Source organism: Laribacter hongkongensis DSM 14985 (genome assembly GCF_000423285.1).
Taxonomy (GTDB): Bacteria; Pseudomonadota; Gammaproteobacteria; order Burkholderiales; family Aquaspirillaceae; genus Laribacter; species Laribacter hongkongensis.
Genome location: NZ_AUHR01000018.1, coordinates 16,960 through 42,338, shown reverse-complemented (window position 1 = coordinate 42,338; position 25,379 = coordinate 16,960). Strand labels below are relative to the sequence as shown.

Sequence of the window (25,379 nt, the reverse complement as noted above, 5' to 3'; positions counted from 1 at the left end):
CGGGTCAGCTGGTTTGCGGCGGGGTGATGGCTGGCCCGACTTGAAGGTCGGAAGGTTCAGGCAGGAATCACATGAGCATGACTTTTTTGTAACAAAAGGCCGGGCATAAACGTCAAATTGATAGACTCGGTTTTATACCTAATCCATAACCATCCGGTTCTTTTCATGAAAAAAAGCCTCATTCTTGCCCTTGCCGCCCTGCCTGCCAGTGCCTTTGCCTCAGAGGTGGAGATCTACGGCAAACTGACCGCTGCCGTCCAGAGTACCCGCAGCACCTATTCTGACGCCGATCCTGGCACTACCACCAAAGTGGACAGCTATGACTCCTATCTGGGCTTCCGGGGCACGGAAAATCTCGGTAACGGGCTGAAAGCCATCTGGCAGGTCGAACAGGCCATTGCGCTGGATGGCGATACACCAGCCGATGTCTGGACCATGTATCACATAAGGTCTGTCAATACGTTTGCCTCTCGCGATACTTTTGTCGGCCTGAGTGGCCCGTGGGGCACCCTCCAGGCAGGCTATCTGAGCAACTTCCAGAACAAGTATTCGCGGCTGAATCCGCAGAAGGCTACCGGCTGGATAGGGTTGTCACACATGGACAGCAGGTACCCATTCCAGACTGCCGCCAGCACCCAGACACGCATTGCCAATGCGCTGGCGTATACCTCACCGGAATGGAACGGCCTGACGGGGCGGGTCATGTATTCGGCAGCGGGTGAGAAGCACTCTGTCCATGGAGACCGTGAAAGCCTGTATGAGATCGGCCTGCGCTATGCCCGGGCCGGGTTCTACGGACAATATGCCTATACCCGCTCCAATAACGGCCTGCCTTTCCCGATACTTATGGGAGATGATCAGCCTTATACGACCAGGATTCACTATGCAGAGGCGGGTTACGAAGCCAATGGCTGGCTGGTCGCCCTGACGTATGTCACCCAGCGGCATGACGGTGATGCCTATACCGATCCGGGTTCGGGTTTTCTGAGCCGGGCCTCCGAGAACAGATCTCGGGCCATGGGGGTCAATCTGGCCTATACCCTCGGGCGCTGGACGCCGCATTTCCAGTATCAGCACGGCTGGGAGCCCACTCAGTGGATAGAGGGCAGCGGAAATAGCGACTTCTCAGGGCAGACTTTCAACCAGTATGTGCTGGGGGTGGACTATGCTCTCTCCAAACGCACCGAACTTCAGGCGGCCGCCGGCTATGTCAAGACCGGCAATGATCCGCGGGTAAACAAGCCTCACCTGAAAGGCCACACCCTGTCGCTGGGACTGAGTCACCGCTTCTGATACTCAGCCCGCATCCATCCGCACAAGGCAGCTTCGGCTGCCTTTTTGCATGAGGCCATCTACGGCGCCGGTTTACGCCCCGGCCAGATGCCTGAGCACCGCCGCCTCTATCCGTCCGATGTCTTCCTCTGTCAGCCCGAGCAGTTCGCGCGCCGGGTAGCGGGCGGTGAGGCCAGGCCGCACTTCGTCCTCTTCACCGAACTGGTGGACTTTCGCAATCCGGGCCACCGACGACACAAAGGCAAGGGCAACGGCTTCCGGCGTGGTCTCGAGCTGCAGGTAACGGGCCGTGCGCAGGCGGGTGAACATCTGCCGGCGCACCGGGGGGCGCTGCCGCAGCTGTGGTTTCCTCGGCGCAAAGCGGCTGCCGTCCGGATTCTGCTGCGCGGCGATGCGTTTCTGCTGTGACCGGCGCAGCTCGCGCCCGATTTCGCGGGCGAGCTGCCGGCGGGCCGCCGGGCCGGTCTGCTGCAACAGGCCGGCCAGCTCGCTTTCCAGTACCGCGAGGCTCATGCCGGCACCATCGGCCAGTCATCAGACGCGGCCGGCGGCACCGGCACCAGCTCGGGCGGGTGGCTCAGGATGCGGCGCTGCTGTTCCGGGTCGACCGTGACGATGACCCGTTCGCTCAGCTTGAGTTTGACCTGCAGGTCGACACAGCCGTGTTTGAGGATGTCGACGTCGAACCGCAGGCCGTCCTGCAGCCGCTCGCGGTTCTGCAGCAGCTCCGGCTGATGCTGTCGCAACCAGGTGAGCAGGGTCAGCATGACCGGGTCAGGGCTGCCGGTGTAGTCGGTGACCAGCACCACCAGCGTGTAGCGGTATTCCCACGACAGCGAGGCGCCGGCGGTGGCGGCGAGCTGGCCGGATTCCACGAACAGCTGCAACGCATCCGGCCGGTTGGCCAGTTCCGGCAGGGCGGCCTTGAGGGCGGCACGCAGGCGGGCGGGCTTATCCATGGCGCTCGGCCTCTTCCTGGCAATCCCGGCAGCGGCGGCAGCCCGGCACGATGCGCCGGCGGGCTTCAAGGATCGGCTCGCCGCAGTCCTCGCAGTGACTGAGGCCGGGGCCGGCCTGCTGGCGGGCGACGTGGCGGGCCAGTGCCTCGTCACGCTGCCGGGCCTCGAGTTGCTGGGCGCGGTCGTACAGGTCGGTCATCGGTTCAGCTCCTGCTGGCAGCGGTGGATCAGGTCGACCTGGGCCGCACAGGCATGCCAGGCCGCTTCGGTGCGGGCAAGTTCATTCAGCAGGTCGCGGTTCGTCTGCGGCCGGCTGTCCGGCAGCCGGCACGGCGTCACGCCCGGACAGCCACTGACGGTAATCACCGGCGCCGGCGAGGGCGGGACGCTCGAGCAGGCGCCCAAGGTCAGCAGGCAGGCGGGTATCAGCCCACGCACGCAGGTCGGCATGTTCATGTTCGAGGTCTTTCAGTCGGGCGGCCCGGCGGGCCGCAAGGGTTTCGGCGTGGGCCAGATCCACCTGCAATTGCCGGCGGGCCTCGTCGTGCTGGCGGATCTGGCCGGCCAGCCGGTCCCGGTCGGCTTGCAGGGTCCGGACATTGACCTGCAGGCTGCTGATCCGATCCTGCAGATCGTCCCGCTCGCGGGCGAGCCAGAACAGGCACACGGCCATCACGCCGTAGAGCAGCAGGGCGGGTATCACCCGGCTCATGCCGCCACCTCGCCGGCGGCGTAGCGGGCATGGGCGCGGGCCAGCTTCACGTCGTACAGGTTGTCCTGGTACGCCGGGCCGTTGTAGCGGCGGGCAAAAGCGGCCCACTGGTGGCCCTTGAGCGCCTTGAGCAGGGCCGGGTCCAGCCGGATGAAGCGCACGAAGGCATCCAGCTGCTGCGCGCTGCTTTCAGCCATCGCACCGGCAAAGCCGGCGGCCGACGGGTAGCCCAGTGCCTGCCAGTGAAAGCCCATGATCTGGAAGAGACCCCAGCTCGCCGCCTCGACGGCGCAGTCCGGATGCAGGCGGCCGGCATGCCGGTACCGGCTCCACTCGGCCGGGCCACCGGCATAGCCGCCCCGGCGGGTGCTGCACAGGTTCGGATAGCGGCTGGCCAGTGCCTCGGCATCCAGCCCGGCCGCCTTGGCCTGCCGGTAGAACACATGGCGCTCGAACAGGATGACCGGGTGGCCGGTCGCCTCGAAGCCGCTGCCCCGGCTCTCGACCTCGATCACCGCCTTGACGGCAGCCAGGTCCACGCCGAGCGCGTCGGCGGCGGCCTGCAGGTCGGCGTCATTCAGCCGGCGCGGGACCGGCAGGATGCCCTGCAGGGCCTCACGGGTGACCGGCCCGACCTTGCCGTCATCCAGCAGGCCGGCCTGGCGCTGGAAAGCGCGGACGGCGGCACGGGTTGCCTCTCCGAACCAGCCGTCCGGCTCCAGTGCGAAGCCCAGCCGGTTGAGTTGCTGCTGCAGCACGGTGACCGCACTGCCGGTACTGCCTTGCTTCAGGATTTGCATGATCCCCTCCGGTTGAAGAGTTGGCCCAGATTGCCGCGACGGACCGCCACGGCCACCAGCAGCACCCACAGCAGCAGGACCGAGCCGGCATCCACCTCGCGGATCTGGCCGGACAGGATGCGCACCGGCAGTGAAACGGCGGCACAGGCCGTCAGCCAGGCCAGCAGGCTGATCCACGGCCGGTGGCGGTGTTCATGGCGCCGGAACAGGGTCAGGCAGGCCGCCATCAGCAGGCCGGCAACGGCATGCAGGAAGAGCAGGACGGTGGTCATTGCCGGCCTCCCCGGATGCGGGCCAGCAGGCCCAGCGGATCGGCCGCCATGTCGATCAGCCATTGCAGCAGGCGCACGGCCAGTGCCGAGGCAAACAGCGCGCCGACGTGGTCGTTGACCGTGGCCGGCAGCAGGGTGTTCATCAGCGCCGCCACCGGCCCGGCGGCAAAGAGGCCGATCAGGAAGCTGGCAGCAAAGAAGCCCACCCGGCTCAGGCGGCCGGGGTCCCGGCTCGAGAGCACAAAGACCGTCGAGCCGGCAAAGGCACCCAGCACCACCGAGGCATCAATGCCCGGAAACAGGGTCAGGAGGGCGACGGCCAGCAGGCTGGCCGAAGCAGTTGAAGGGGTGATCGGTTCCAGCATGGTGTTTCAGTCCCAGAGTTGGATCAGGTGAAGGGCCGGCGGTGCCACCGGCGCGTCAGGCAGTTCGACCATGAGGCCGGCCGGCAGGACGGGGCCGTGGTCGGCCAGTCCCGGATTGAGGGCCAGCACCGCTTCGACCATGCCCTGCGTGCGGCCGGTATGCCGCCAGACCAGGGCGTCGACGGTGTCGTGCTGTTGCGTCATGACCTGCATCAGACCGCCACCACGACCCACGTCCCCCGGCGGCCCTTGATGCGGTTGATGGCGGCACGGGCATCCCGCATCAGGTCGTCGATGTCGGCTTCCATGGCGTCCGCCCGCTGCTGGCCGTCGCGCGTGGCATCAAAGTCGCGGTAGCGGCGGGTCAGCTCGCTCTTGGCGTGGCAGCCGACCGCCCGGCGGTAGTGGTAGAGGTGTTCGCACTCACCGTCGAGCAGCTCGCCCGGCACCTCGGCCAGCGTGGCGAATCCGTCCTGCTGCCGCTCTTGCCGCCAGCCGGCCAGCTCGCCATTGACGGTGCTGACCGCCTCGATCACGGCCAGCCGCAGCCGGGCCGTAGTGACGGTGCCGTCTATCCGCCATTCGGCCTGCACGTCAGCGAGATCGATGACGGGCCAGAAGGCGCTGCTGCTGACAGTGCCCGGCGACGGGTTTTCTGGTTCGTTGGCGGTGAATCCCATGAGGACATCCTGAGTGGTGGCGGTGGAGAGGGCGTGGCAGGCGGGCAATCCGCTGCCGGCCCCCTGCCGCCAGCTCGCGGGGTGCGAGAGGGTCAGCCGTCAGCGTCATCGTCCGCTGTGCTGACGGCCCGGGGACTGCCGGTCTGGCGGGCCAGCCGGTCCAGCTGCTTTTTGACGCCGGCGGCCGGGTTGAGCCGGGTGGCCTGCTGCAGGTAGCCGAGGGCAGCCGGCGGGTCGCTCTCCGTCAGCAAAAGGCCCAACTCTTTCAGGAGGCGCGAGCGGCTCTGGTCCGGCGTGTCGATGCCGGTCACGAGGGCCAGCGTGCGCCTGAGCAGGGCCGCGTCAAACGGCTGCCCGCCGTCCCGTGCACGCTTGGCCGCATCGGCCATTTCCTCGGTCAGCGTGGTGGCGGCATCCCGGTTGAAGCGTTTGGGCATCGCCAGCCGGTAGGCCAGCGCGTAGTCGCCGATGTCGAGCGCCCCGGCGTAGTCGCCGGCGTCGATGCGCCAGACCATGACGGTCATCAGCACGTCGTCCTGCGCCCCCTTGCCGTGGGCCAGCACGCCCTGCACCCACGGCAGGTACTCAGGCAGGATTTCGCGCTTGACCTCGGCCTTGCGCTCGTTCGACTGCACCTGCTTCAGGCGCCGGCTGTGCCGGGCCAGCATGGCCAGCATCAGTTCGTATTGCGACAGCCCTTCCAGTGACTGGCCCGGTCCGGCCGCTTCTGCGATCCGGGCCGCCGAGGCACGCTGGAAGTGGGCTCGGGCCGGGCTCGTCGTCATGCCGGCACCAGTTCGATGTTTTCGATCAGGCAACCGGCCTCGTAGCGCTCGACCACGTAGGCGTCGTTGCTCGATTCGTAGTTGGCGATCCGGTCGTAATCCGGCTCCTCGCGCACATGCCGGCGGCGGCCGCCTTCCTGCCAGTAGATCGACAGGTTCGACAGCGGCGTGACCAGCATGCTGCCGGCCTTCATGAACGGGGCCCGCACCGCCGGCAGGTTGCCGATGCGCTTCTGGCTGATCACCATGTCGGCCGCCAGCTGCTCGGTCGGCGGGTTGTCCTTGTTGATGATCGGGAAATACTTGTCGGCCAGCAGGCTGCGCCCGACGATCACCACGAGGTCCGGATGTTCGGCAAACGCCTCGTCGATCAGGTTTTCGACCGCATCGAACACCAGTGCGTCGAGGTTCCTGTAGCCTTCGGCCTCGGTAACGGCCGGCCCGATCTTCACCTTGCCGGAACTCTCGGCCACCTCGGACATGACCCGTTCCGGTGCATGCTCACGGTACTGCTGCAGCCAGCCCTTGTTGACGTCCTGCAGCAGCGGGTTGCTGTCCCGGTCGGTATCCTCGGCCACCGAAGTACCGTTGAAGCCGATCATGATGCGGTCCAGCGCCTGCTGCTTCAGGATGGCGTCGCGCAGGCGGGTCTGGAAGTCCGGGAACTTCGCCCACACGTCGAGCTGCTGGTACGGGATGGCGGTGTCGAAGTTGGTCTTGGCGCACTGGTACTTGTGCGAATCGAGGTCGGCCACCGACCGGGCCACACGCGGCTTGCCCGGCCCGGTTTGGGTGCGGCCGGCGATGGTGCCGGTGACGCCGAGGCCGATTTTTTCACCGGCCATTTCGGGCACACCGATCACGTTGATGCGCGACAGGAATTCGCTCGACTGCTGGATGCGGCTCTCCAGCGTCTGCTGGATGCTCGGGGCGACCGTGAAGGATTTTTCAGCGGACGGGACGCTGTTGAGTCGGGCCAGTTGGGTGACAAACTGGGTGTACTGCAGGCGGGTGTCATTGCGCATGGGGCGGGGTCCTCAGCAATCGGTTTCGGTCTTGCCGGCGCCGCCGGTGGCCGGCTGGCGGGTGAAGCCCGGCTGCGGCTGGCTGTCGAGCCTGGCCTTGAGGTCGGCCAGTTCGGCCGTCAGGGACTGCAGGCGGGCATCCAGCGCCTGTCCGCTGTGCCGCAAGGCACTGACCGCGCCCTGCAGGGTTGGTACGGCCTGCTGGCTTTCGGCCAGCGCCTCGATGGCCGCGGCATGGTCGGCAAAGCGGGCGTCGTCGGTCTTGCCCTTGCCGGCCAGCAGCGACTTGACCGTGGCAAACAATCCCTTTCCGGCATCGACCGGTGCAGCGGCCTCTACGAACTCCAGCTCGACCGGCACGGCGGCGGTAAAGAGGCTGCCGGGCTGGCTCTTGCGGCCGGCCAGCGGGTTGTGTTCGGCGCGGGCGCAGAACTGCAACATCTCGGTTCCGAGGCTCGCCGGGTCGTCGGTCACCGCCAGTCCGACCAGATAGGCCTCACCACTGTCGGCGAACTTCTCGACCACCTCGATGGAGCTGTAAATCTTCTGGCGGGCACGGGTCAGGGCCACCAGTTCGTCGGTCGGGTCGATGGTGGCAAAGAGGGCGAGCTTGCCGTCCTCGACCTCGCGGGCCTCCAGCGCGGTCACGTCGCCGTAGCGCCTGAACGGGCTGTCCGGCAGGATGCCTTTTATGTGGTCGATGTTGACGCGGGCACCGAAGACGGCCGGGTCGTAATTCCGGGCCATCTGCTCGATCCACTCACGCCTGATTTCTCGTCCGTCGGTGGTGGCCCCTTCTGTGGCCACCCGGAACGCCTTGCTTTTTTTAGCCATGCGGCCGGCTCCCTGTTCGTTTCGTGAAGCCATGTTGGCGCGCTGTCGCGCGGGGGGCACGGGGTTTGCGGCGGCCTGCGCCCTGGCCCGACCGGATGTCGGTGTGACCGCCTGCGCGAGCCGTCACCATCGCCGGCATGAGCATGCAAGACACCCCTTTCGACCCGCGTCACCAGGCCCGCGCCCTCTACTGGCAGGGCTGGCGGATCGCCCGCATTGCCGAAGAGCTTGGTATCCGGCCGGCCACTGTCCACAGCTGGAAGCGCCGCGAGGACTGGGACGCGGTCAGCCCGGTCGACCGGGTGAACGCCACCCTGGAAGCCCGCCTGCAGGTCCTGATCGGCAAGGACAAGAAGGAAGGTTGCGACTACAAGGAGATCGATCTCCTCGGCCGCCAGCTGGAACGGCTGGAGAAACTGCGCCACCGCCAGCGCGAGGGCGGGCGCCGCGAAGGCGGCCAGCGCCAGAAGAAGTCCGCCAGCAAGAACCTGCTGACTGACGAGCAGGTGGCCCGCCTGAAAGCAGCCTTCCGTGAACGCCTGTTCGGCTATCAGAAACACTGGCTGCGGGCCGGTCACCTCGCCCGCATCCGCAACATCCTCAAGAGCCGTCAGATCGGTGCCACGTACTACTTTGCGCTGGAAGCCCTGCTCGATGCGCTGGAGACCGGCCGCAACCAGATTTTCCTGTCCGCCAGCAAGCGCCAGGCGTTGCAGTTCCAGAGCTACCAGAAGGCCTTTGTCAGCGAGGTGTGCGACATCGAGCTGAAAGGCAGCGACAAGATCCTGTTCGGCAACGGCGCCGAGCTGATTTTCCTGGGGACCAGCAGCCGCACCGCCCAGTCGTACCACGGCAACCTCTACATGGACGAGTATTTCTGGACGCCGAAGTTCGCCGAGCTGCGCAAGGTCGCCGCCGGCATGGCCAGCCAGAAACGCTGGCGGCAGACCTACTTCAGCACCCCCTCGACCCTTGCCCACGAGGCGTATCCGTTCTGGTCCGGCAAGCGCTACAACGCCGGCCGCCCGGCCAGTGAACAGATCGCCTTCGACCTGAGCCACAAGGCCCTGGCCGGCGGACTGGACCAAGGGGACGGCCAGTGGCGGCAGATCGTCACCATCCACGACGCCCTTCGGCAGGGTTGTGACCTCTTCGACCTCGATGCCCTGCGGCTGGAGAACTCGCCTGACGAGTTCCGCCAGCTCTTCGAGTGCGAGTTCATCGACGACGGCAAGAGCGTGTTCCCGCTGTCGATGCTGCATCGCTGCATGGTCGATTCCATGGAGGCCTGGCCGGACTACAACCCGTTCACCCTGCGCCCGCTCGGTCACCGCGAGGTGTGGATCGGCTACGACCCGAGCGAGAGCGGCGACAGTGCGGCCATGGTGGTGGTCGCGCCGCCGGCCGTGCCGGACGGTCCGTTCCGCCTGCTCGAGTGCCGGCAGTTCCGTGGTCTCGACTACAGCGCCCAGGCGCAGGCGATCCGGGAGGCTACCGACCGCTACCGCGTCACCCACATCGCTATCGACCGCACCGGTCTCGGGTCGGCCGTGCACCAGCTGGTGACGCAGTTCTTCCCGGCCGCCATGGGCTACCAGTACTCGCTGGACCTCAAGACCCGCATGGTCCTCAAGGGGCTGGACGTGATCCGCCACGGCCGCCTGCAGTTCGATGCCGGCGCGAAGGAAATCGCCGCCAGCTTCATGGCCATCCACCGCAGTACCACCGGCAGCGGGCTGGTGACCTTTGTCGCCGACCGCTCCGAAGCCGTGAGCCATGCCGACATTGCCTGGGCCACGCTGCAGACCCTGTACAACGAGCCCCTCGAGGGGCGCAACGCCGGCAATGCCGGATTTGTGGAGATCTACTCATGACCCGACGCCGTCGCCGCCCCGCTGCAGACCATGCCGCCACTCCCGCCGCCCCTGCCGGTACCGGATGCATCACGTTCACCTTCGGCGATCCCGAATCGGTCCTCGACCGGCGCGAGATCCTCGACTACGCCGAATGCCTGACCAACGGCAAATGGTACGAACCGCCCCTGAGCTGGGACGGCCTGTCACGTTCCTGGCGGGCAGCGGTACACCACGCCTCGGCCATTGCCGTGAAGCGCAACCTGCTGGCCCGCACCTTTGTGCCGCACCCGCTCATGGACCGCGCTACCTTCGGCCGCTGGGTGCTGGACTACCTGATCTTCGGTAACGGCTACCTTGAGGCACCGCGCAGCCGGCTCGGCAGCCGGATGCCGGTCCGGCACGCGCTGGCCAAGTACGTCCGGCGCGGCATCGACATGGAATCCTTCTGGTGGGTGACCGGTTACGGGCAGGAGCAGGCGTTCCCGGCCGGCAGCGTGTTCCAGCTGATGGAGCCGGACATCCATCAGGAAGTGTACGGCCTGCCGGAGTACCTGGCAGCGCTGAACTCGGCCTGGCTCAACGAGTCGGCCACGCTGTTCCGCCGCCGCTACTACGCCAACGGCAGCCATGCCGGGTTCATCCTGTACCTGAGCGATCCGGCTGCAAAGGAAGAAGACGTCAACGCCATGCGCAAGGCGCTGCAGTCCAGCAAGGGGCTGGGCAACTTCAAGAACCTGTTCATGCACTCACCCAACGGCAAGAAGGATGGCCTGCAACTGATCCCGATCAGCGAGGTGGCGGCCAAGGATGAGTTCTTCAACATCAAGAACGTGACCCGCGACGACGTGCTGGCCGCGCACCGTGTCCCGCCCCAACTGATGGGCATCATCCCGACCAACACCGGCGGCTTCGGTGACGCCAGTACGGCCGCGCAGGTGTTCTACCGCAACGAGATCGAACCCCTGCAGTCCCGGCTGATGGAGCTGAACGACTGGCTGGGCATCGAGGTGGTGCGGTTCAGCCCGTACCTGCCCGAGGCCGCCGCGTAGTCCTCGGACTGCAGGGGCAAAAGCGGAAACGCCACTGTCCTGCCTTGATCTACTCCAGTCTGGCAATTCTGCTCGAGGCGGTTTCCATATGAGCACTCAAGGCATCAATGCATGGCAAGAATGCCGGTGAAAAGCCTCGCTCATTCCGTAAGCGCTCCAGATAGCGCCTTGCAACCTCATTGGCACGTATCCATGTTTCGGCTGGAATGTCCGGATGAAGAGTGGCTTCAGGCAGGGTGGATGGAATGCCTCCGCCTGACTTTGGGGCAAACCCCATCGGGAGCATGTCATAGGCAGGAGAGATGTCGTATGGTCGGCCATGCTCAGTAACGAAAGACAGGTTTCCGGTGTGCATGTCCGTATTGCCGATCAGCTTTCCGATGGCTTGCAGTAACGAGGCAACCGCTGCCGCTTCCCGGGTAATGCACTCCTTTTTTGCCAGCGCATTGGCAATAGTGGGCCATTCGGCAGCTCCTGCACCGACAAACTCGGCATCAAGTGCCTTCATGCTGATCAGTCCCTTGCGTCCTGAAACCCCGACGCGGTCGAAACGCTCTATTTCAAGAAAACGCTGAAATCCGGAGTCGACGATCCGTGTACGGACAGCCGGGATACCAGATTCATTGAGTGTTTCAAGAGCAAGATGCTCTGCAAGCAGAAGGTCACGCCATCTCCCGGTTACCGGATTGTGGTCATCCAAAGTGAACTTGACGATCACGTGCCGAGGCCCGTCCGGCGTCTGGACGTAAGAGACAAACTTCGGCTGTTCCCCTCCTGCCGATGATCCTGGTACTTCCCCGCGCGCAGCCTGTTCCGCGAGCCTGACATACTCGCTTGCCTTGTCATGCAGCTCTACAGGGTGGACTGGCGTGGAAGTCAAAAAAGCGTCCTTGGCATGATCCCCCAGTAACAGATTACCTGCTGCGTCTACCCCGTCCGCAAGTAATGCCCGAAGGGCGTGAGCATCACTCCATTCACTCAACTGACTTGGCAATCCAAGCTGCGTGGCCCGGAGAGAGGCATAGTTCCGTCCGAGGTAGCCCTGTGGACGCATGTCATCCAGCCACCATGGCAACGAATCACTGAACAGCGACTTGCCGTCACTCTGCACCATCACGAATCCTTCCGGCCGTACTGGAATCAAGATACCGAGTTGTCGGATGGTTCCTTCTGTTGAAACCCGGTACACCGGAACATTTCCCACACCTCTTCCTGCGTCACGCAGAGCGTACTGAATAGATGGTCCTGTCCCGATGCGCACGACCTCATCCCCCAGGGCATTGATGGCTCTTGAGATGGTCGGCTGGCTTAAGCCAAGGCTTTCCGCGAGTTGTCTTGCTGGACGGGGACCTCTTCCCAGCAGGATTCTGATCGGATCGGAGTGAGTGGTCACGGCTGTTGTCAGTTCTGTGAATAGCTTTGTGAATAGCTTTGTGAATAGATAAGTGAATAGGTAGTGTATGGCAGTCATGCCCGTTTGGGTAGGTCACTTTGGCACAGTGACACGGGCCTTTCCCTGGTGGCTTGCACGGTTCTGTACTTGCTTCCGTTTTTGTTTCTGCGCCTTGCCCGGACCCTGGCGCGCGCCCTCGTGACCCCGCCACGCCCCCGCAGTTCAGAGGGCAGTTTTTATGCAGGTGCAGGAGAAGCGGAAAGCCCCGCCAGTAGCGGGGCAGGGCAATGGATGATGATGGCGTGCAGTCATGCGGTTTTATGCGGGATGTTGCATATTTATGCACCATCCCGACTCTGCCATGCAGCCGAATAGCCTAGACGATTCCATATATATAAATAGTGGGGCATAGCTGACCCAAAAAAGACCCAAAACTTTTGAAATCCTTGCCTGCCGTGGACTCTCGAGTCCCTTCCTTCGCACCAGAATACAAGGGTCTGACGACCGAAAAGCCGTGAAATCAGGTGCTTGCCTTGTTTCACGGCTTTTTTGTTTGTCTGCTTTGTGTTGTTTCCGGACTCTGCTGCCCCAAAGCTGACCCGCCGAATGATCCGGAATCCGGCTGTATCGAAGGAGTATCTGCCAGAAATACTGGTCAGCTGATGGATGATTTGAATGCCTGTATGCATAAACAGTGTCAAATTCTGATCTGTTTGCGGTAGATGTTGATCTGGATGTCCAGAGAAGAGACTGCGTCTGTGGCAGCCTGCTGGACATGATGACCAAATGCCGGGGGGTGCAATGTCTCGACGCCAACTGATGCAGATGCTGTTTGACGAGTATGCCGAGCTTTATCTGGGACGGGATCCGAGGCTTCTGGAGCATTTCAGCCACGATTTCTCCGGTTATACCGGTTGCGGTGATTTCCTGGTCCAGGACGTGTCGCAGTGGCACGAGATTACCCGGCTGGATTTTTCCCAGGTGCCCGAGCCCATCCACTGGGAAATGCAGGACATTGCCTTCCAGGATCTGGCCGACACTGTTATCGCCGTCACCGCCTTCTTCCAAATCCATCTGCCAGTGCCGGATGCCATTCTGGCAAGCGAAACCGCGCGGCTGGTGCTGATCTTCCGGCAAGAAGCTGATGGCTGGAAGGTGGCGCACAGCGGCATTTCCCTGCCTTATCGCGTGGCAGCCCAGGTCGGCGAGGTCTACCCGCTGGAAGACCTGCACAATCGTAATCTCCGGCTGGAGGCATTAATCGAATCCCGTACGCGGGAACTGGAGGAGGCCAACCGGCGGCTGGAAAAGCTGAGCCGGATGGACGGGCTGACCGGCATTGCCAACCGGCGTACTTTTGACCTCACCCTCAAGCAGGAATGGCGGCGGGCGCAGCGCAGACAGAGACCGCTGTCGCTGGTCATGCTCGATGTCGACCACTTCAAGTCCTACAACGACGGCTACGGACACCTGGCTGGTGACGAGGTACTGATAACGCTGGCCCGGATCCTGGCGCAGCAGGCCCGCCGGGCTGGTGATCTGGCGGCCCGTTATGGCGGTGAAGAGTTTGTCCTGCTGCTGCCCGACTGCCTGGAGCCTGCCGCCCGGCAGGTGACGGAAAATGTCCGTACGGCGCTGCACGAACAGGTATTGCCGCACCATGGCAGTCCATGGGGCATCGTCACGGTCAGTCTGGGGGTTGCCGGTTGCGTGCCGCAGGCCGGGCAGACCAGTACTTCCCTCTTGCAAGCTGCTGATGCTGCGCTTTATCAGGCCAAGCAGGCCGGGCGTGACAGCATCCGGCAAGTGGCGGTGGGGGAGGGCTGAACAGCCCCGGCATCCTTGGGTGCCAACGCCCCGCAACGATGACGGCCGCGCATTTTTTGACGCGGCTTCGGCTTCGGTTACAATCGGCTACTTTGAATTTCCCACATGCCGCAGAGCCGCGTACCGCAAGGCGGACGGTTGTCGCCGGAGCCGCCGGTACGGTTGCTCTGTGCAAGCCTCCATTAGACTACCGTCACCGGTTCACGAATTTTAAGGAACAGACATGCAAGTTCAGCTGGAAACGCTCGGCAACCTCGAACGCCGCCTCGATATCGCACTGCCGCTTACCGACATCGACGCCGAGGTGCAAAAGCGTCTGGCCCGCGTGGCCCGCACGGCCAAGATCGCCGGCTTCCGCCCGGGCAAGGCCCCGCTGAAGATGGTCGAGCGCAACTACGGTGCTTCCGTGCGCGAAGACGTGCTGGGCGAACAGGTCCAGCTTGGTTTCTCCAAGGCTGTGGCCGAGCAGAAACTGCGCGTGGCCGGCTATCCGCGTTTCGAACCGGCTGCCGACAATGATCCGGCCGCTGGCGAATTCAAGTTCAGCGCCACTTTTGAAGTCTACCCCGAGCTGACCCTGGGCAGCCTTGACGGCAAGGAAGTCGAAAAGGCCGTGTGCGAAGTCACTGACGCCGAAATCGACAAGACCATCGACGTGCTGCGCAAGCAGCGCACCCGCTTCAACCGTGTCGAGCGCGCTGCTGCCGATACCGACCGCGTGATCATCGACTTTGCCGGCAAGATCGACGGCGAAGCTTTCGCTGGCGGTTCGAGCGAAAACTTCCCGTTCGTGCTGGGTCAGGGTCAGATGCTGCCGGAATTCGAAGCCGGCGTCATCGGCATGAAGGAAGGCGAATCCAAGGACGTGGAAGTCAGCTTCCCGGCTGATTACCACGGCAAGGACGTGGCCGGCAAAACCGCCGTGTTCACCATCACCGTCAAGAACGTGGCCGAAGCCATCCTGCCGGAAATCGATGCCGATTTTGCCAAGGCCCTGGGCATCACTGACGGCGACGTGAGCAAGCTGCGCGCCGAGATCGAAAAGAACGTCAAGCGCGAAATCGCCCGCCGTCTGGCTGCCCGCAACAAGGAAGCCGTCATGCAGGTGCTGATCGATGCCAACCCGCTGGAGCTGCCGCAGTCGCTGGTGATGATGGAAATCAGCCGCCTGATGCACCAGGCCAAGCAGGACCTGGCCCAGCGCGGCATGGACGTCAAGAGCCTGCCGGACCTGCCGGCCGACCTGTTCCGTGACCAGGCTGCCCGCCGTGTGGCCCTGGGCCTGATCCTGGCCGAACTCGTCAAGGCCAACGAACTCAAGGCCTCGCCGGAACAGATCAAGGCCCGCGTTGAAGAATGGGCCGACAGCTACGAGCATCCGGAAGAAGTGATCAAGTGGTACTACGAGAGCCCGGAACGCCTCGAAGGTCCGGAAAATCTGGTGCTGGAAGACAATGTGGTTGAATTTGTGCTGTCACAAGCCAAAGTTAACGAAAAGGCAGTGTCTTTCGATGAACTGATGGGGAACGCATAACATCATGCAAAACGTACGGGATTGGCAGTGGTCGCAACCGGCTCCGCAAGCGCTGGGCCTTGTGCCGATGGTGGTCGAGCAGAGCGGACGGGGCGAACGCGCCTACGACATCTACTCGCGGCTTCTCAAGGAGCGCATCGTGTTCATGGTCGGGCCGGTGACGGATGAGACCGCCAATCTCGTCGTGGCCCAGATGTTGTTCCTTGAGTCGGAAAACCCGGACAAGGACATCCATCTCTACATCAATTCGCCGGGCGGCTCGGTAACGGCCGGCCTGTCGATCTACGACACGATGAACTTCATCAAGCCCAGCGTGTCGACCCTGTGCATCGGCCAGGCGGCCAGCATGGGGGCTTTCCTGCTGTCGGCAGGGGCCAAGGGCAAACGTTTTGCCCTGCCCAATTCGCGCGTGATGATTCACCAGCCGCTGGGTGGCTTTCAGGGGCAGGCATCGGATTTCGAAATCCATGCCCGGGAAATCCTGACCCTCAAGCGCAAGCTCAACGAGTTGATGGCAGCACACTGCGGTCGTCCGCTGGAAGACCTTGAGCGCGATACCGACCGCGACAATTTCATGAATGCCGCGCAGGCGCTGGAGTACGGTCTGATCGACCAGGTGCTCGAAAACCGCGCGGCCGTGTGATTTTCCAATGTCCGAAAAACACGATACCTCCTCGCTGGCCTGCTCGTTCTGCGGACGCAAAAAGCAGGAGGTCCGGCACCTAATTGCCGGGCCTCAGGCATTTATCTGCGACGAGTGCGTGCGCGATTGCGAAAAACTGGTGGAAGACCTCGACGGGACGGAGCCGGCCGGTGCTGCACCGGCTGCTCCGAGCGAGCATCTGCCCAGTCCGCGGGAAATCCGCGAAGCGCTTGACCAATACGTGATCGGGCAGGAACAGGCCAAAAAGGCGCTATCGGTAGCGGTGTACAACCACTACAAGCGCCTGAACGCCAAATCCGACGACAAAAACGAAGTCGAGCTTTCCAAGAGCAACATCCTGCTGATCGGTCCGACCGGGTCCGGCAAGACCCTGCTGGCGCAGACGCTGGCACGGGTACTGGACGTGCCGTTTGCGATTGCCGATGCCACCACGCTGACCGAAGCGGGCTACGTTGGCGAAGATGTCGAGTCGATCATCACCAAGCTGCTGCAAAAATGCGATTACGACGCACAAAAAGCACAGCGTGGCATCATCTACATCGATGAAATCGACAAGATTTCCCGCAAGAGCGACAACCCGTCCATCACGCGCGACGTGTCGGGCGAGGGTGTGCAGCAGGCACTCCTGAAACTGGTTGAAGGGACTGTGGCCAATGTGCCGCCGCAGGGCGGACGCAAGAATCCCAATGCCGAATTCATCCAGGTCGATACCACCAACATCCTCTTCATCTGCGGCGGAGCGTTCGACGGACTGGAAAAAATCATCCGTCAGCGTACCGAAAAAGGCGGGATCGGCTTTGGTGCCGAAGTGGCATCGAAGAATGACCAGAAGGCCGTAGGCGAACTGCTGCGCGATACCGAACCGGAAGACCTGATCAAGTTCGGGCTGATTCCGGAGTTCATCGGTCGCCTGCCGGTCGTGGCACTGCTTGAGCCGCTGGACGAAGAAGCGCTGATGACCATCCTGACCGAACCGAAGAACGCGCTGGCCAAGCAGTACCGCAAGCTCTTCGAAATGGAAGGGGTAGAGCTCGACCTCAAGCCATCGGCCCTGCTGGCAATCGCCAAACAGGCACTGGCCCGTCGCACCGGTGCCCGCGGTCTGCGTTCCATTGTCGAGCGAGCCCTGCTGGATACCATGTACGAGCTGCCGTCACTTGAAAACGTCGCTACCGTAGTGGTTGACGAAAAAGTGATCGACAACGGCGAGGCACCGCGAATTACCTACCGCGAAACCAGCCAGAGCGCAGCCTGACGGCTCGGTCCTGCCTGGTCATGTCAAAAAGGGATGCATTTGCATCCCTTTTGTTTTTCCCTGTCCCGGATCAGATGAAATTGTCGTCTTGGCCGTCATCGAAATCGTCATCGTTACCGGTGTCCGGCACTGCCGTATCGTCATCCGGGACCGGCAGAAAGCCATCATCAGAAGCCGGGTTGTCGTTTCCCGGAACCTGGCTGTCATCCACAGGCAGCATGTCAGGGTCAAGGAAATTGTTTTCGGTAATGTTTTCCACGACTTCCGGTGTGCTGCCGTTACCGGACCAGCTGCTGCTGCCGTCCCGGTCAAACAGGCCGCCAACAGCATCGGCCAGCAGGCTGCCGGCAGCCACGCCGGCTGCAATGGTGCCTGCCGAGCGCAGAAAGCCGCCGAATGCTGACGGCTGATACTCGGGCGCTGGCGGTGGCGGGGGTATGTCGGGGCGGCTGCCGAACATGCGCCCCATCACACCCTGCTGCTGGTAACCCTGTAATTGCTGCTGCAAATCCGCCAGCTTGCGCTGCGCAGCTTCCAGCGTCATTTGCTGGATGATCTGTACCTGGGTCATGCGGTAAAGCGCATCGGGCTGGCTGCCGATCTGCTCCCGGATCAGGGTATCGGCATCAGCGTCCTTGTGGGACAGCGGATGGGCTGCCAGTTGTCCGGCAACCTGTTCGATCAGGCTGCGTTCCTGTGGGGTCATGTCATCTCCTGCCAAATCATGCTCAATCAGGCTGGCCGGTCGGCCATGTCCCTATCGAGTGTAGACAGCCGGCATCGTTTGGCCGGCAGGGCTGACAGGAGGAACCGGTTGCACCCGGTCCGGGTTGTTTTGCTGGCTGTCTGCCGGATTCCGGCTGGAGGTGGTTGCAACCGCAGCGGTGTATCTGGTCAGTGCGATCGTCCGGCTTATCGCTGTCCGGACGATCGTGCGCGGGCGGAAAAGATCCTCTGGCGGGCATGCTTGCCATGTCCGGGAGGTGTCGCGCAAAACGGATGCCCGGCAACCCCGGTTTGGTCATTCCGGCGCCTGCCCGCAGGCTTCGCGGATCACGGCCAGTTTGTCGGCAGGTTGCCAGCCCTCCGGCTTCAGTACCTTGCCGTCCTCACGGCGCAGGACACCTCCGGCCAGCTTGTCGAGATTGGCCCGGTGAATGGCATCAGCCATGGCGCTGACGGGCAGTCCTTGCGAAAGCAGCAGGCCGACGATGACGTTGATCAGGTCGCAGCCCTCGGCGCACAGTTCGGCCTGCGCTGCTGTCAGAGCCTGCGGGTCGGCCGGATTGACGGTTCGGTAGTGTGCCAGTGCCTCGGCCAGTTCAGCGGTTTCCTCTGCGATCATGGTTTCCCACATGGCGAGCTTGTGCGGGCGGAATACCGGGTGAACCGGCTGGACTTCGCCGGCCGCGGCCATGAAGGCGCGGCGGTCGGCGACAAAGCGGTCTTCGTTCATGCGCGCAGGCTGGCAAAGGCGTCGAAATAACCGGGGAAGGTTTTGGCCACGCAACGCGGGTCGTTGATGCGGACCGGAACGGCGAGGCTCGCCAGGCTGAAGCACATGGCCATGCGGTGGTCATCGTAGGTATCGATGGCGGCACCGGGTGTCAGTTGGTCTGGCGGAGTGATGCGGATGAAATCATGACCCGTTTCCACTAGGGCGCCCAGCTTGCCCAGCTCGGTGGCCATGGCGGCAATCCGGTCGGTTTCCTTGACGCGCCAGCTGGCGATGTTGGTGAGGGTGGTGGTGCCATTGGCAAACAGGGCGGCGACGGCCAGGGTCATGGCCGCATCCGGAATATGGTTGCAGTCGAGGGTGACGGCGCGCAGGCGTCCCGATGCCGGGGCTTGCGCCTCGATCCAGTCGTCCCCCATGTCGATGCCGGCTCCCATGGCCGCGAGGGCGTCGGCAAAGCGGATGTCACCCTGGATGCTGTTGCGTCCGACGCCGGTGACGCGCACCGGCCCGCCACCCAGTGCGCCTGCCGCAAGGAAATAGCTGGCGCTGGAAGCGTCACCTTCGACATGGATGGCCCCGGGGCTGCGGTAGTGGCTGCCGGCTTCTGCGGTGAAGCGGGAGTAGCCATCGCGCCCGACCGTGACGCCAAAGCGTTCGATCAGCCGCAGTGTCAGGTCAACATAGGGTTTGGAGATCAGTTCTCCTTCGACTTCGACCGTACCGCCACCGGCCAGCGGCAATGCCATCAGCAATGCTGACAGGAACTGGCTGGACACGTTGCCCTTGACCCGGGTGGTGCTGCCCGGCGTGACATGGCCCGGATGAATGTGCAGTGGCGGATAACCCGGTGTGCCTGCGTATTCGATGACGGCGCCCAGGCCTTGCAGGGCTTCGACCAGGTCGCCGATCGGACGTTCGTGCATGCGGGCGATGCCGTGCAGGTGATAGTCGCCGCCAGCCAGTGCCAGTGCGGCGGTCAGCGGCCGGAATGCGGTACCGGCATTGCCGAGGAAAAGGTCGGCCTGCCGGACCGGCCAGCGGCCGTCACAGCCTTCGATGCAGAAAGTCCGGCTGTGTGCCTGTTGCGCAAGGCGGATGCCCAGCTGTTGCAGGGCCTCCAGCATGCGGTCGGTATCGTCGGCCTCAAGCACGCCATGAACCTGGGTCTTGCCGGTGGCGAGGGCGGCGAGCAGCAGCATGCGGTTGGAAATGCTTTTGGAGCCGGGCAGGGCAACCGTGCCGCGCAGGGTGGCGCACGGGGCGAGATCGAGGAATTCCATGACGAATACAGGTTGAGGGCACAGGAGGGCGAAGCTAGCACAGCCTGCGGCGCCAGTGCGAGCCGGATTGTGTGGCATGTAAAGGTTCGCTAGGATGCCCGGTTTGCAGAAGAGCCGGATGATGTGTCCGGCTTTCGCTTTTCAATGGGTTGGACCGAACGTATGTTGATTCCTGTCATTACCGTGGATGGGCCGTCGGCCTCTGGCAAGGGAACCGTGGCCGGACGGGTGGCGCGGGAGCTGGGCTTTGCCTATCTGGATTCCGGTGCGCTGTACCGGGTGACGGCCCTGTTCGCCCGGCGCCAGGGCGTTGACCTCGACAACGAGGCCCGGCTGGCGCTGGCTGCCGTGCGTCTGCCGGTGGCGTTTCGTGACGAGCGGATCTGGCTGGAACAGGAAGATGTCACCGAAGCCATCCGGACCGAGGAAACCGGCATGGGCGCTTCCCGGATTGCTGCGCTGCCTGCCGTGCGCAGTGCGCTTTTGCAACGCCAGCGCGATTTCCGGCAGGCTCCGGGGCTGGTGACCGACGGGCGTGACATGGGGTCGGTGGTTTTTCCGGATGCCGCTCTCAAGGTGTTTCTGACCGCCAGTGCCGAAGAGCGGGCACAAAGACGCTATAAGCAGTTGATCGCAAAGGGGGAGTCTGCTAACCTCCCGCAGATTAAGCAGGACATTCTTGATCGTGATGCGCGCGATGCGTCGCGACCGGTTGCTCCGCTGAAACAGGAGCCCGACGCGAAACTGCTCGATACCACTTCCATGACGATCGACGAGGCTGTTGCCCGGATTGTCGGCTGGTATCGCGCCTTGTCGCTACGGGCCTGATTTTTTTGCCCGGCACCCGCCACGATGGCAGGGCTGCCTTTTTTCATCAACCTAACCCCGCGGGCCGTTCGCGACTCGCAACCGAGTCTGATCTCAATGACTAACACCATGGAAAGCTTTGCCTCCCTGTTCGAAGAAAGCCTGAGCCGTCAGGTCATGAAGGCAGGTGAAGTGATCACCGCCGAAGTTGTCGGCATCGACCCGAACTTCGTGATCGTCAACGCCGGTCTCAAGTCGGAATCCCTGATCCCGACCGAAGAATTCAAGAACGACAAGGGCGAACTCGAAGTCAGCATCGGCGACTTCGTGACCGTGGCACTCGAAAGCCTGGAAAACGGCTTCGGCGAAACCAAGCTGTCGCGCGACAAGGCCAAGCGCATGGCTGCCTGGCTGGAGCTGGAAGAAGCCCTAGAAGCCGGCAAGATCCTGTCCGGCGTCATCAGCGGCAAGGTCAAGGGCGGCCTGACCGTCATGGTCAACAGCATCCGCGCCTTCCTGCCGGGTTCGCTGGTTGACGTGCGTCCGGTCAAGGACACCACCCCGTTCGAAGGCAAGCAGATCGAATTCAAGGTCATCAAGCTCGACCGCAAGCGCAACAACGTCGTTGTGTCGCGCCGTGCCGTGCTGGAAGAAACCCTGGGTGAAGAGCGCAAGGCCCTGCTGGAAAGCCTCAAGGAAGGCGCCATCGTCAAGGGTATCGTCAAGAACATCACCGACTACGGTGCATTCGTTGACCTCGGCGGCATCGACGGCCTGCTGCACATCACCGACCTGGCATGGCGCCGCGTCAAGCACCCGAGCGAAGTGCTCGCCGTGGGTGACGAAGTCGAAGCCAAGGTCCTCAAGTTCGACCAGGAAAAGAACCGCGTCTCGCTGGGTCTCAAGCAGCTGGGCGAAGATCCGTGGGTGGGCCTGTCCCGCCGTTATCCGTCGGGCACCCGCCTGTTCGGCCGCGTGACCAACCTGACCGACTACGGTGCATTCGTCGAAATCGAACAGGGCATCGAAGGTCTGGTGCACGTGTCCGAAATGGACTGGACCAACAAGAACGTCCACCCGTCCAAGGTCGTGAGCCTGGGTGACGAAGTCGAAGTCATGATTCTCGAGATCGACGAAGACCGCCGCCGCATCTCCCTGGGCATGAAGCAGTGCATGCCGAACCCGTGGGACGACTTCTCGGCCAACTACAAGAAGGGCGACAAGATCCGCGGCGCCATCAAGTCGATCACCGACTTCGGCGTGTTCATCGGCCTGCCGGGCGGCATCGACGGTCTGGTTCACCTTTCCGACCTCTCCTGGAGCGTGGCTGGCGAAGAAGCCATCCGCAACTTCAAGAAGGGTGACGAAGTTGAAGCCATGGTCCTGTCGATCGACACCGACAAGGAACGCATCTCCATGGGCATCAAGCAGCTCGAAGGCGATCCGTTCAGCAACTTCCTGTCGGTCAACGACAAGAACAGTCTGGTGAAGGGCGTGATCAAGTCGGTGGACGCACGTGGTGCCGTCGTGATGCTCGAAGGCGACATCGAAGCCTACCTGCCGGCCTCCGAACTGGCCCGCGACCGCGTGGAAGACGCACGCAGTCTGCTGAAGGAAGGCGAAGAGATCGAAGCCCTGATCATCAACGTCGACCGCAAGTCGCGTTCGGTCAAGCTGTCGATCAAGGCGAAGGACGTGGCCGAAGAGCAGGGTGCCATCACCCGCTTCCAGGCTGAAGCCAATGCCAACACCGGCACCACCAACCTGGGCGCACTGCTCAAGGCCAAGCTGTCGGGCGGCAACGAGTAATTCGGGAGCGTATGACCAAGTCTGAGCTCATCGCCAGGCTCGCGGAACGCTACCCACATCTGGTCGCCAAAGATACCGAACTCGCCGTCAAGACCATCCTTGATGCCATGGCGGTGAGTTTGGCCAGCGGCCAGCGCATTGAGATCCGGGGCTTTGGCAGCTTCGATCTCAATTACCGTCCGCCGCGAACCGGGCGCAATCCCAAGTCAGGTAGCAGTGTGCACGTACCGGAAAAGTTCGTGCCGCATTTCAAGGCCGGCAAGGAACTGCGCGAACGCGTCGACACCAGTTCGATGCTTCAAGAAGCGTAAGACGGCATGGCTGTACAGAACGCCGCAGGAACACTCCTGCGGCGTTTTTGTTTGCCCGTCGCAGGGCGCTGCGCCGGACGGCGACTTCGTTTAAACTCGCAGCTTTCGCTCAGGTGGGGACGCTCATGCGCTATCTAGGCTGGCTCATCAAGTTTCTGGTATTCGTGCTGCTGCTGACGCTGGCCATGCAGAACAGCGCCGTGACGCAGTTCCATCTGTTCATGGGGCAGAGTGTCGAGGCGCCGCTGATCCTGATCCTGCTGGTATTTTTCGCCATCGGCGTGGCAACGGGCCTGTCGGCCGGTTTCTTCTATTCGCTTCGTCTGCGTCGCGAGCTGACTGCCCTGAAAAAAGAGCTGCGCGCGCGCCAGCAGGCGGCCTCCGGTGTGGTGCACGACCCCAGTGACGCACTGGCTGACTGACGCCCCCAGTCCCGACCGGGCCGCGCAAGCGGCCGTTTTTCCGTATCCCTTTGCATAGGTTGGTTTCGTGCTGGAATTTGAACTCTGGTGGCTTCTGGTCATCCCGCTGTTTTTCGGTCTGGGCTGGCTGGCGGCACGCATCGACATGCGGGCCGTCATCCTCAGTGCCCGCAAGCTGCCGACCGACTATTTCAAGGGCCTGTCCGCGCTGGTTGACGGTGACAGTGCCGAAGCCAGCCGGCGCCTGACCGAAGTCGCCCGCCAGGAACCGGATGTGCTGGAACTGCAGGTTTCGGTTGGCAAGCTCTATCGCCGGCGCGGTGAAAACGACCTTGCCATCCGTCTGCACCAGCAACTGCTGGCTAGCGCCGACCTGCCCGAGCAGCATCGTGACCTGATCCAGCTGGAACTTGCCGAGGACTTCCAGCGTGCCGGACTGGTCGACCGGGCTGAGGAAATCCTGCTGCCGCTGTCGCAACGGGCCGGCGTGGCCGACCGCGCCCGCTCGCGCCTGCTGGACCTTTTCCAGCAGGAACGTGACTGGGCGCGGGCCATCCAGATTGCCGGCGAGTTGCGCAACGACATCACCCACTACCAGCGCGAGCTGGCTCAGTTCCACTGCGAACTGGCCCAGACCGCCCTGATCAAGTCCGACCTGGCCTCGGCCGGTCAGGAAGTCGCAGCCGCGCTGGCGGCCAACCGCCGCTGCCCGCGGGCCTACCTGCTGCAAGGCGATGTGGCGCTGGCGAGTGGTGACACCCAGGCTGCGATTGCTGCCTGGCAAAGCCTCGAAATCCACCAGCCCGACTATCTCGCCCATGTGGCCGAGCGGCTGGTGGATGCTTACGAGCGTGAGCAGCGCCCGGCCGAGGTGGTCAAGCTGCTGCGCGGCTGGCTGGCTACCTATCCGCAGCTCGACATGGTCGATCTGGTGTATTCAAGCGTGGCGCAGTTGCAGGGTGACCAGGAAGGTCTGGCCTTCCTGCGTGACGCGGTGCATGGCGCACCGTCGCTGGCCGGTATGGCCAAGCTGATCGACGCCCAGTTCGCCACCCTGAATCCTGCCGCACGGCAGGATGCCGAGCTGGCCCGCGAACTGATGCTGAACCACGCCCGCCGCCTGCGGGTCTATCGCTGCCAGCATTGCAACTTCCGTTCCAAAACCTTTTTCTGGCGCTGCCCAGCGTGTGGTGAATGGGAAAGCTTTACCCCCAACCGCTCCGAGGCGCTCGCCGTCTGATTGAATCCGTCATGAATCCTTTTGCTCCCTCCGCGCCCTCGGGCGGCTGCCTGTCGCCCGTCATCGTGGCGCTTGATTTCCCGACCGACGCCGACACCCTGGAATTTGTAGCCCGGCTTGAACCGTCGCAGTGCCGGCTCAAGGTCGGCAAGGAACTCTTTACTGCTTCGGGGCGCAAGCTGGTCGACCAGCTGGTGGCCCGCGGCTTTGACGTGTTCCTGGACCTGAAATACCACGACATTCCCAACACCGTGGCCAGCGCCTGCCGGGTAGCCGCCGATCTGGGCGTGTGGATGGTGGACATGCACGCCTCGGGTGGCCGGCGCATGATGGAGGCCGCCCGCGAAGCCGTCGCCAACTGCTCGGTCCGTCCGCTGCTGATCGGTGTCACCGTGCTGACCAGCATGACCGACGAAGAGCTGGCCGAACTGGGGCTGCCCGCTGCCGCCGTGCAGGTGGAACGGCTGGCCCGTCTGGCGCAGTCCAGCGGGCTGGACGGCGTGGTGTGCTCAGCGCAGGAAGCTGCAGCACTCAAGAACCTGCTCGGCGCCTCTTTCAAGCTGGTGACACCGGGCATCCGGCTGGCTGACAGTGCGGCCGATGACCAGCGGCGGGTGATGACGCCCGCCGCCGCCATGGCGGCCGGCAGCGACTATCTGGTGATCGGCCGGCCGATCACCAAGGCTGCCGATCCGCTGGCGACCCTGACTGCCATCAATGCCGGACTGGCTGCACGTTAAGGCCCGAT

Annotated in this window: 29 protein-coding genes and 1 pseudogene; 13 read left to right on the top strand and 17 right to left on the bottom strand. The window is 63.3% G+C overall.

Annotated elements, in window-relative coordinates; translation table 11 throughout:
• Positions 1–165: 165 nt before the first annotated feature.
• Complete coding sequence (locus G542_RS0112620) at positions 166–1,293, top strand: porin (protein ID WP_027824294.1); 1,128 nt, start codon at positions 166–168, stop codon at positions 1,291–1,293.
• Positions 1,294–1,365: 72 nt separating this feature from the next.
• Here the strand turns inward: G542_RS0112620 and G542_RS0112615 are convergent, their stop codons facing one another.
• The 13 genes and pseudogenes from G542_RS0112615 to G542_RS0112560 form a co-directional block, all read right to left on the bottom strand.
• Positions 1,366–1,806, bottom strand: a complete 441-nt coding sequence (locus tag G542_RS0112615; RefSeq protein WP_027824293.1) for a phage virion morphogenesis protein — start codon at positions 1,804–1,806, stop codon at positions 1,366–1,368.
• On the bottom strand, positions 1,803–2,252 hold the full coding sequence (locus G542_RS0112610; RefSeq protein ID WP_027824292.1) for a phage tail protein: 450 nt from the start codon (positions 2,250–2,252) through the stop codon (positions 1,803–1,805). Before G542_RS0112610 ends, G542_RS0112615 begins: the two co-directional genes overlap by 4 nt.
• Positions 2,245–2,451 (bottom strand): TraR/DksA family transcriptional regulator, encoded by a 207-nt coding sequence (locus G542_RS0112605; RefSeq protein WP_027824291.1) that lies wholly within the window; start codon positions 2,449–2,451, stop codon positions 2,245–2,247. Before G542_RS0112605 ends, G542_RS0112610 begins: the two co-directional genes overlap by 8 nt.
• On the bottom strand, positions 2,448–2,690 hold the full coding sequence (lysC, locus tag G542_RS19655) for an Rz1-like lysis system protein LysC (RefSeq protein WP_373279785.1): 243 nt from the start codon (positions 2,688–2,690) through the stop codon (positions 2,448–2,450). The genes G542_RS0112605 and lysC overlap by 4 nt, the downstream gene beginning before the upstream one ends.
• Positions 2,581–2,964 (bottom strand): annotated as a pseudogene (locus G542_RS17615) (Rz-like lysis system protein LysB); the annotation flags it as partial. The pseudogene G542_RS17615 and the gene lysC, both read right to left, overlap by 110 nt.
• Positions 2,961–3,764 (bottom strand): N-acetylmuramidase domain-containing protein, encoded by an 804-nt coding sequence (locus G542_RS0112595; protein WP_027824290.1) that lies wholly within the window; start codon positions 3,762–3,764, stop codon positions 2,961–2,963. The pseudogene G542_RS17615 and the gene G542_RS0112595, both read right to left, overlap by 4 nt.
• Positions 3,752–4,036, bottom strand: a complete 285-nt coding sequence (locus G542_RS16860; RefSeq protein ID WP_034985827.1) for a phage holin family protein — start codon at positions 4,034–4,036, stop codon at positions 3,752–3,754. Before G542_RS16860 ends, G542_RS0112595 begins: the two co-directional genes overlap by 13 nt.
• Positions 4,033–4,401, bottom strand: a complete 369-nt coding sequence (locus G542_RS0112585; RefSeq protein WP_012698049.1) for a phage holin family protein — start codon at positions 4,399–4,401, stop codon at positions 4,033–4,035. The genes G542_RS16860 and G542_RS0112585 overlap by 4 nt, the downstream gene beginning before the upstream one ends.
• A gap of 6 nt (positions 4,402–4,407) precedes the next feature.
• On the bottom strand, positions 4,408–4,605 hold the full coding sequence (locus G542_RS0112580; RefSeq protein WP_373279784.1) for a tail protein X: 198 nt from the start codon (positions 4,603–4,605) through the stop codon (positions 4,408–4,410).
• Positions 4,606–4,613: 8 nt separating this feature from the next.
• Positions 4,614–5,081, bottom strand: coding sequence for a head completion/stabilization protein (locus G542_RS0112575; RefSeq protein ID WP_027824288.1), 468 nt, complete (start codon positions 5,079–5,081; stop codon positions 4,614–4,616).
• A 92-nt stretch (positions 5,082–5,173) separates the two neighbouring features.
• Positions 5,174–5,866 (bottom strand): phage terminase small subunit, encoded by a 693-nt coding sequence (gene gpM / locus G542_RS0112570; RefSeq protein WP_027824287.1) that lies wholly within the window; start codon positions 5,864–5,866, stop codon positions 5,174–5,176.
• On the bottom strand, positions 5,863–6,891 hold the full coding sequence (locus G542_RS0112565; protein ID WP_027824286.1) for a phage major capsid protein, P2 family: 1,029 nt from the start codon (positions 6,889–6,891) through the stop codon (positions 5,863–5,865). The genes gpM and G542_RS0112565 overlap by 4 nt, the downstream gene beginning before the upstream one ends.
• Before the next feature lie 12 nt (positions 6,892–6,903).
• Complete coding sequence (locus G542_RS0112560) at positions 6,904–7,725, bottom strand: GPO family capsid scaffolding protein (RefSeq protein WP_027824285.1); 822 nt, start codon at positions 7,723–7,725, stop codon at positions 6,904–6,906.
• Positions 7,726–7,868: 143 nt separating this feature from the next.
• Here G542_RS0112560 and G542_RS0112555 point away from each other — a divergent pair, with 143 nt between their 5' ends.
• Together G542_RS0112555 and G542_RS0112550 are read left to right on the top strand one after the other, a co-directional pair.
• Positions 7,869–9,599: a terminase large subunit domain-containing protein gene (locus G542_RS0112555; protein ID WP_444542968.1), complete on the top strand. Its 1,731-nt coding sequence runs from the start codon at positions 7,869–7,871 to the stop codon at positions 9,597–9,599.
• A complete protein-coding gene (locus G542_RS0112550; protein WP_012695907.1) occupies positions 9,596–10,630 on the top strand; it encodes a phage portal protein in 1,035 nt (344 codons plus the stop codon). Before G542_RS0112555 ends, G542_RS0112550 begins: the two co-directional genes overlap by 4 nt.
• A 49-nt stretch (positions 10,631–10,679) precedes the next feature.
• On the opposite strand, the gene yjjJ is transcribed toward G542_RS0112550, so the two are convergent.
• Entirely contained in the window at positions 10,680–12,023 is a 1,344-nt protein-coding gene (yjjJ, locus tag G542_RS0112545; protein WP_027824283.1) for a type II toxin-antitoxin system HipA family toxin YjjJ, read from the bottom strand.
• Between the two features lie 801 nt (positions 12,024–12,824).
• Between yjjJ and G542_RS0112540 the strand changes: the two genes are divergently transcribed.
• The 4 genes from G542_RS0112540 to clpX all read left to right on the top strand — a co-directional run bounded on the left by G542_RS0112540 (position 12,825) and on the right by clpX (position 17,303).
• Positions 12,825–13,850 (top strand): GGDEF domain-containing protein, encoded by a 1,026-nt coding sequence (locus tag G542_RS0112540; protein WP_027824282.1) that lies wholly within the window; start codon positions 12,825–12,827, stop codon positions 13,848–13,850.
• Positions 13,851–14,073: 223 nt separating this feature from the next.
• Positions 14,074–15,384, top strand: coding sequence for a trigger factor (gene tig, locus G542_RS0112535; protein WP_012696347.1), 1,311 nt, complete (start codon positions 14,074–14,076; stop codon positions 15,382–15,384).
• Positions 15,385–15,388: 4 nt separating this feature from the next.
• Entirely contained in the window at positions 15,389–16,027 is a 639-nt protein-coding gene (gene clpP, locus G542_RS0112530) for an ATP-dependent Clp endopeptidase proteolytic subunit ClpP (protein ID WP_012696348.1), read from the top strand.
• A gap of 7 nt (positions 16,028–16,034) precedes the next feature.
• Positions 16,035–17,303, top strand: a complete 1,269-nt coding sequence (gene clpX / locus G542_RS0112525; protein ID WP_012696349.1) for an ATP-dependent Clp protease ATP-binding subunit ClpX — start codon at positions 16,035–16,037, stop codon at positions 17,301–17,303.
• Between the two features lie 70 nt (positions 17,304–17,373).
• Here clpX and G542_RS16855 read toward each other — a convergent pair whose 3' ends face one another.
• From G542_RS16855 to aroA, 3 genes are all read right to left on the bottom strand, one after another.
• Complete coding sequence (locus G542_RS16855) at positions 17,374–18,009, bottom strand: DUF2076 domain-containing protein (RefSeq protein WP_012696350.1); 636 nt, start codon at positions 18,007–18,009, stop codon at positions 17,374–17,376.
• Positions 18,010–18,324: 315 nt separating this feature from the next.
• Positions 18,325–18,759 (bottom strand): nucleoside triphosphate pyrophosphohydrolase family protein, encoded by a 435-nt coding sequence (locus G542_RS0112515; protein WP_012696351.1) that lies wholly within the window; start codon positions 18,757–18,759, stop codon positions 18,325–18,327.
• A complete protein-coding gene (gene aroA / locus G542_RS0112510) occupies positions 18,756–20,042 on the bottom strand; it encodes a 3-phosphoshikimate 1-carboxyvinyltransferase (protein ID WP_012696352.1) in 1,287 nt (428 codons plus the stop codon). The genes G542_RS0112515 and aroA overlap by 4 nt, the downstream gene beginning before the upstream one ends.
• A gap of 162 nt (positions 20,043–20,204) precedes the next feature.
• Between aroA and cmk the strand changes: the two genes are divergently transcribed.
• From cmk to pyrF, 6 genes are all read left to right on the top strand, one after another.
• Positions 20,205–20,870, top strand: a complete 666-nt coding sequence (gene cmk, locus G542_RS0112505; protein ID WP_012696353.1) for a (d)CMP kinase — start codon at positions 20,205–20,207, stop codon at positions 20,868–20,870.
• Positions 20,871–20,978: 108 nt separating this feature from the next.
• Positions 20,979–22,658 (top strand): 30S ribosomal protein S1, encoded by a 1,680-nt coding sequence (gene rpsA / locus G542_RS0112500; protein ID WP_012696354.1) that lies wholly within the window; start codon positions 20,979–20,981, stop codon positions 22,656–22,658.
• Positions 22,659–22,669: 11 nt separating this feature from the next.
• Complete coding sequence (locus tag G542_RS0112495) at positions 22,670–22,969, top strand: integration host factor subunit beta (protein ID WP_012696355.1); 300 nt, start codon at positions 22,670–22,672, stop codon at positions 22,967–22,969.
• 125 nt (positions 22,970–23,094) lie between these two features.
• Positions 23,095–23,391 carry a LapA family protein gene (locus tag G542_RS0112490; protein ID WP_012696356.1) on the top strand — a complete coding sequence of 99 codons (297 nt, stop codon included), beginning with the start codon at positions 23,095–23,097 and terminating at the stop codon, positions 23,389–23,391.
• 67 nt (positions 23,392–23,458) lie between these two features.
• Positions 23,459–24,631: a lipopolysaccharide assembly protein LapB gene (gene lapB, locus G542_RS0112485; protein WP_051190053.1), complete on the top strand. Its 1,173-nt coding sequence runs from the start codon at positions 23,459–23,461 to the stop codon at positions 24,629–24,631.
• A gap of 11 nt (positions 24,632–24,642) precedes the next feature.
• Positions 24,643–25,371, top strand: a complete 729-nt coding sequence (gene pyrF, locus G542_RS0112480; RefSeq protein WP_027824279.1) for an orotidine-5'-phosphate decarboxylase — start codon at positions 24,643–24,645, stop codon at positions 25,369–25,371.
• Positions 25,372–25,379 lie beyond the last annotated feature (8 nt).

Excerpts from the sequence above, each read along its gene's own strand:
- G542_RS0112620 (WP_027824294.1), top strand. The coding sequence starts at position 166 with ATGAAAAAAAGCCTCATTCTTGCCCTTGCCGCCCTGCCTGCCAGTGCC.
- G542_RS0112615 (WP_027824293.1), bottom strand. The coding sequence starts at position 1,806 with ATGAGCCTCGCGGTACTGGAAAGCGAGCTGGCCGGCCTGTTGCAGCAG.
- G542_RS0112610 (WP_027824292.1), bottom strand. The coding sequence starts at position 2,252 with ATGGATAAGCCCGCCCGCCTGCGTGCCGCCCTCAAGGCCGCCCTGCCG.
- G542_RS0112605 (WP_027824291.1), bottom strand. The coding sequence starts at position 2,451 with ATGACCGACCTGTACGACCGCGCCCAGCAACTCGAGGCCCGGCAGCGT.
- G542_RS0112595 (WP_027824290.1), bottom strand. The coding sequence starts at position 3,764 with ATGCAAATCCTGAAGCAAGGCAGTACCGGCAGTGCGGTCACCGTGCTG.
- G542_RS16860 (WP_034985827.1), bottom strand. The coding sequence starts at position 4,036 with ATGACCACCGTCCTGCTCTTCCTGCATGCCGTTGCCGGCCTGCTGATG.
- G542_RS0112585 (WP_012698049.1), bottom strand. The coding sequence starts at position 4,401 with ATGCTGGAACCGATCACCCCTTCAACTGCTTCGGCCAGCCTGCTGGCC.
- G542_RS0112580 (WP_373279784.1), bottom strand. The coding sequence starts at position 4,605 with ATGACGCAACAGCACGACACCGTCGACGCCCTGGTCTGGCGGCATACC.
- G542_RS0112575 (WP_027824288.1), bottom strand. The coding sequence starts at position 5,081 with ATGGGATTCACCGCCAACGAACCAGAAAACCCGTCGCCGGGCACTGTC.
- gpM (WP_027824287.1), bottom strand. The coding sequence starts at position 5,866 with ATGACGACGAGCCCGGCCCGAGCCCACTTCCAGCGTGCCTCGGCGGCC.
- G542_RS0112565 (WP_027824286.1), bottom strand. The coding sequence starts at position 6,891 with ATGCGCAATGACACCCGCCTGCAGTACACCCAGTTTGTCACCCAACTG.
- G542_RS0112560 (WP_027824285.1), bottom strand. The coding sequence starts at position 7,725 with ATGGCTAAAAAAAGCAAGGCGTTCCGGGTGGCCACAGAAGGGGCCACC.
- G542_RS0112555 (WP_444542968.1), top strand. The coding sequence starts at position 7,869 with ATGCAAGACACCCCTTTCGACCCGCGTCACCAGGCCCGCGCCCTCTAC.
- G542_RS0112550 (WP_012695907.1), top strand. The coding sequence starts at position 9,596 with ATGACCCGACGCCGTCGCCGCCCCGCTGCAGACCATGCCGCCACTCCC.
- G542_RS0112540 (WP_027824282.1), top strand. The coding sequence starts at position 12,825 with ATGTCTCGACGCCAACTGATGCAGATGCTGTTTGACGAGTATGCCGAG.
- tig (WP_012696347.1), top strand. The coding sequence starts at position 14,074 with ATGCAAGTTCAGCTGGAAACGCTCGGCAACCTCGAACGCCGCCTCGAT.
- clpP (WP_012696348.1), top strand. The coding sequence starts at position 15,389 with ATGCAAAACGTACGGGATTGGCAGTGGTCGCAACCGGCTCCGCAAGCG.
- clpX (WP_012696349.1), top strand. The coding sequence starts at position 16,035 with ATGTCCGAAAAACACGATACCTCCTCGCTGGCCTGCTCGTTCTGCGGA.
- G542_RS16855 (WP_012696350.1), bottom strand. The coding sequence starts at position 18,009 with ATGACCCCACAGGAACGCAGCCTGATCGAACAGGTTGCCGGACAACTG.
- G542_RS0112515 (WP_012696351.1), bottom strand. The coding sequence starts at position 18,759 with ATGAACGAAGACCGCTTTGTCGCCGACCGCCGCGCCTTCATGGCCGCG.
- aroA (WP_012696352.1), bottom strand. The coding sequence starts at position 20,042 with ATGGAATTCCTCGATCTCGCCCCGTGCGCCACCCTGCGCGGCACGGTT.
- cmk (WP_012696353.1), top strand. The coding sequence starts at position 20,205 with ATGTTGATTCCTGTCATTACCGTGGATGGGCCGTCGGCCTCTGGCAAG.
- rpsA (WP_012696354.1), top strand. The coding sequence starts at position 20,979 with ATGGAAAGCTTTGCCTCCCTGTTCGAAGAAAGCCTGAGCCGTCAGGTC.
- G542_RS0112495 (WP_012696355.1), top strand. The coding sequence starts at position 22,670 with ATGACCAAGTCTGAGCTCATCGCCAGGCTCGCGGAACGCTACCCACAT.
- G542_RS0112490 (WP_012696356.1), top strand. The coding sequence starts at position 23,095 with ATGCGCTATCTAGGCTGGCTCATCAAGTTTCTGGTATTCGTGCTGCTG.
- pyrF (WP_027824279.1), top strand. The coding sequence starts at position 24,643 with ATGAATCCTTTTGCTCCCTCCGCGCCCTCGGGCGGCTGCCTGTCGCCC.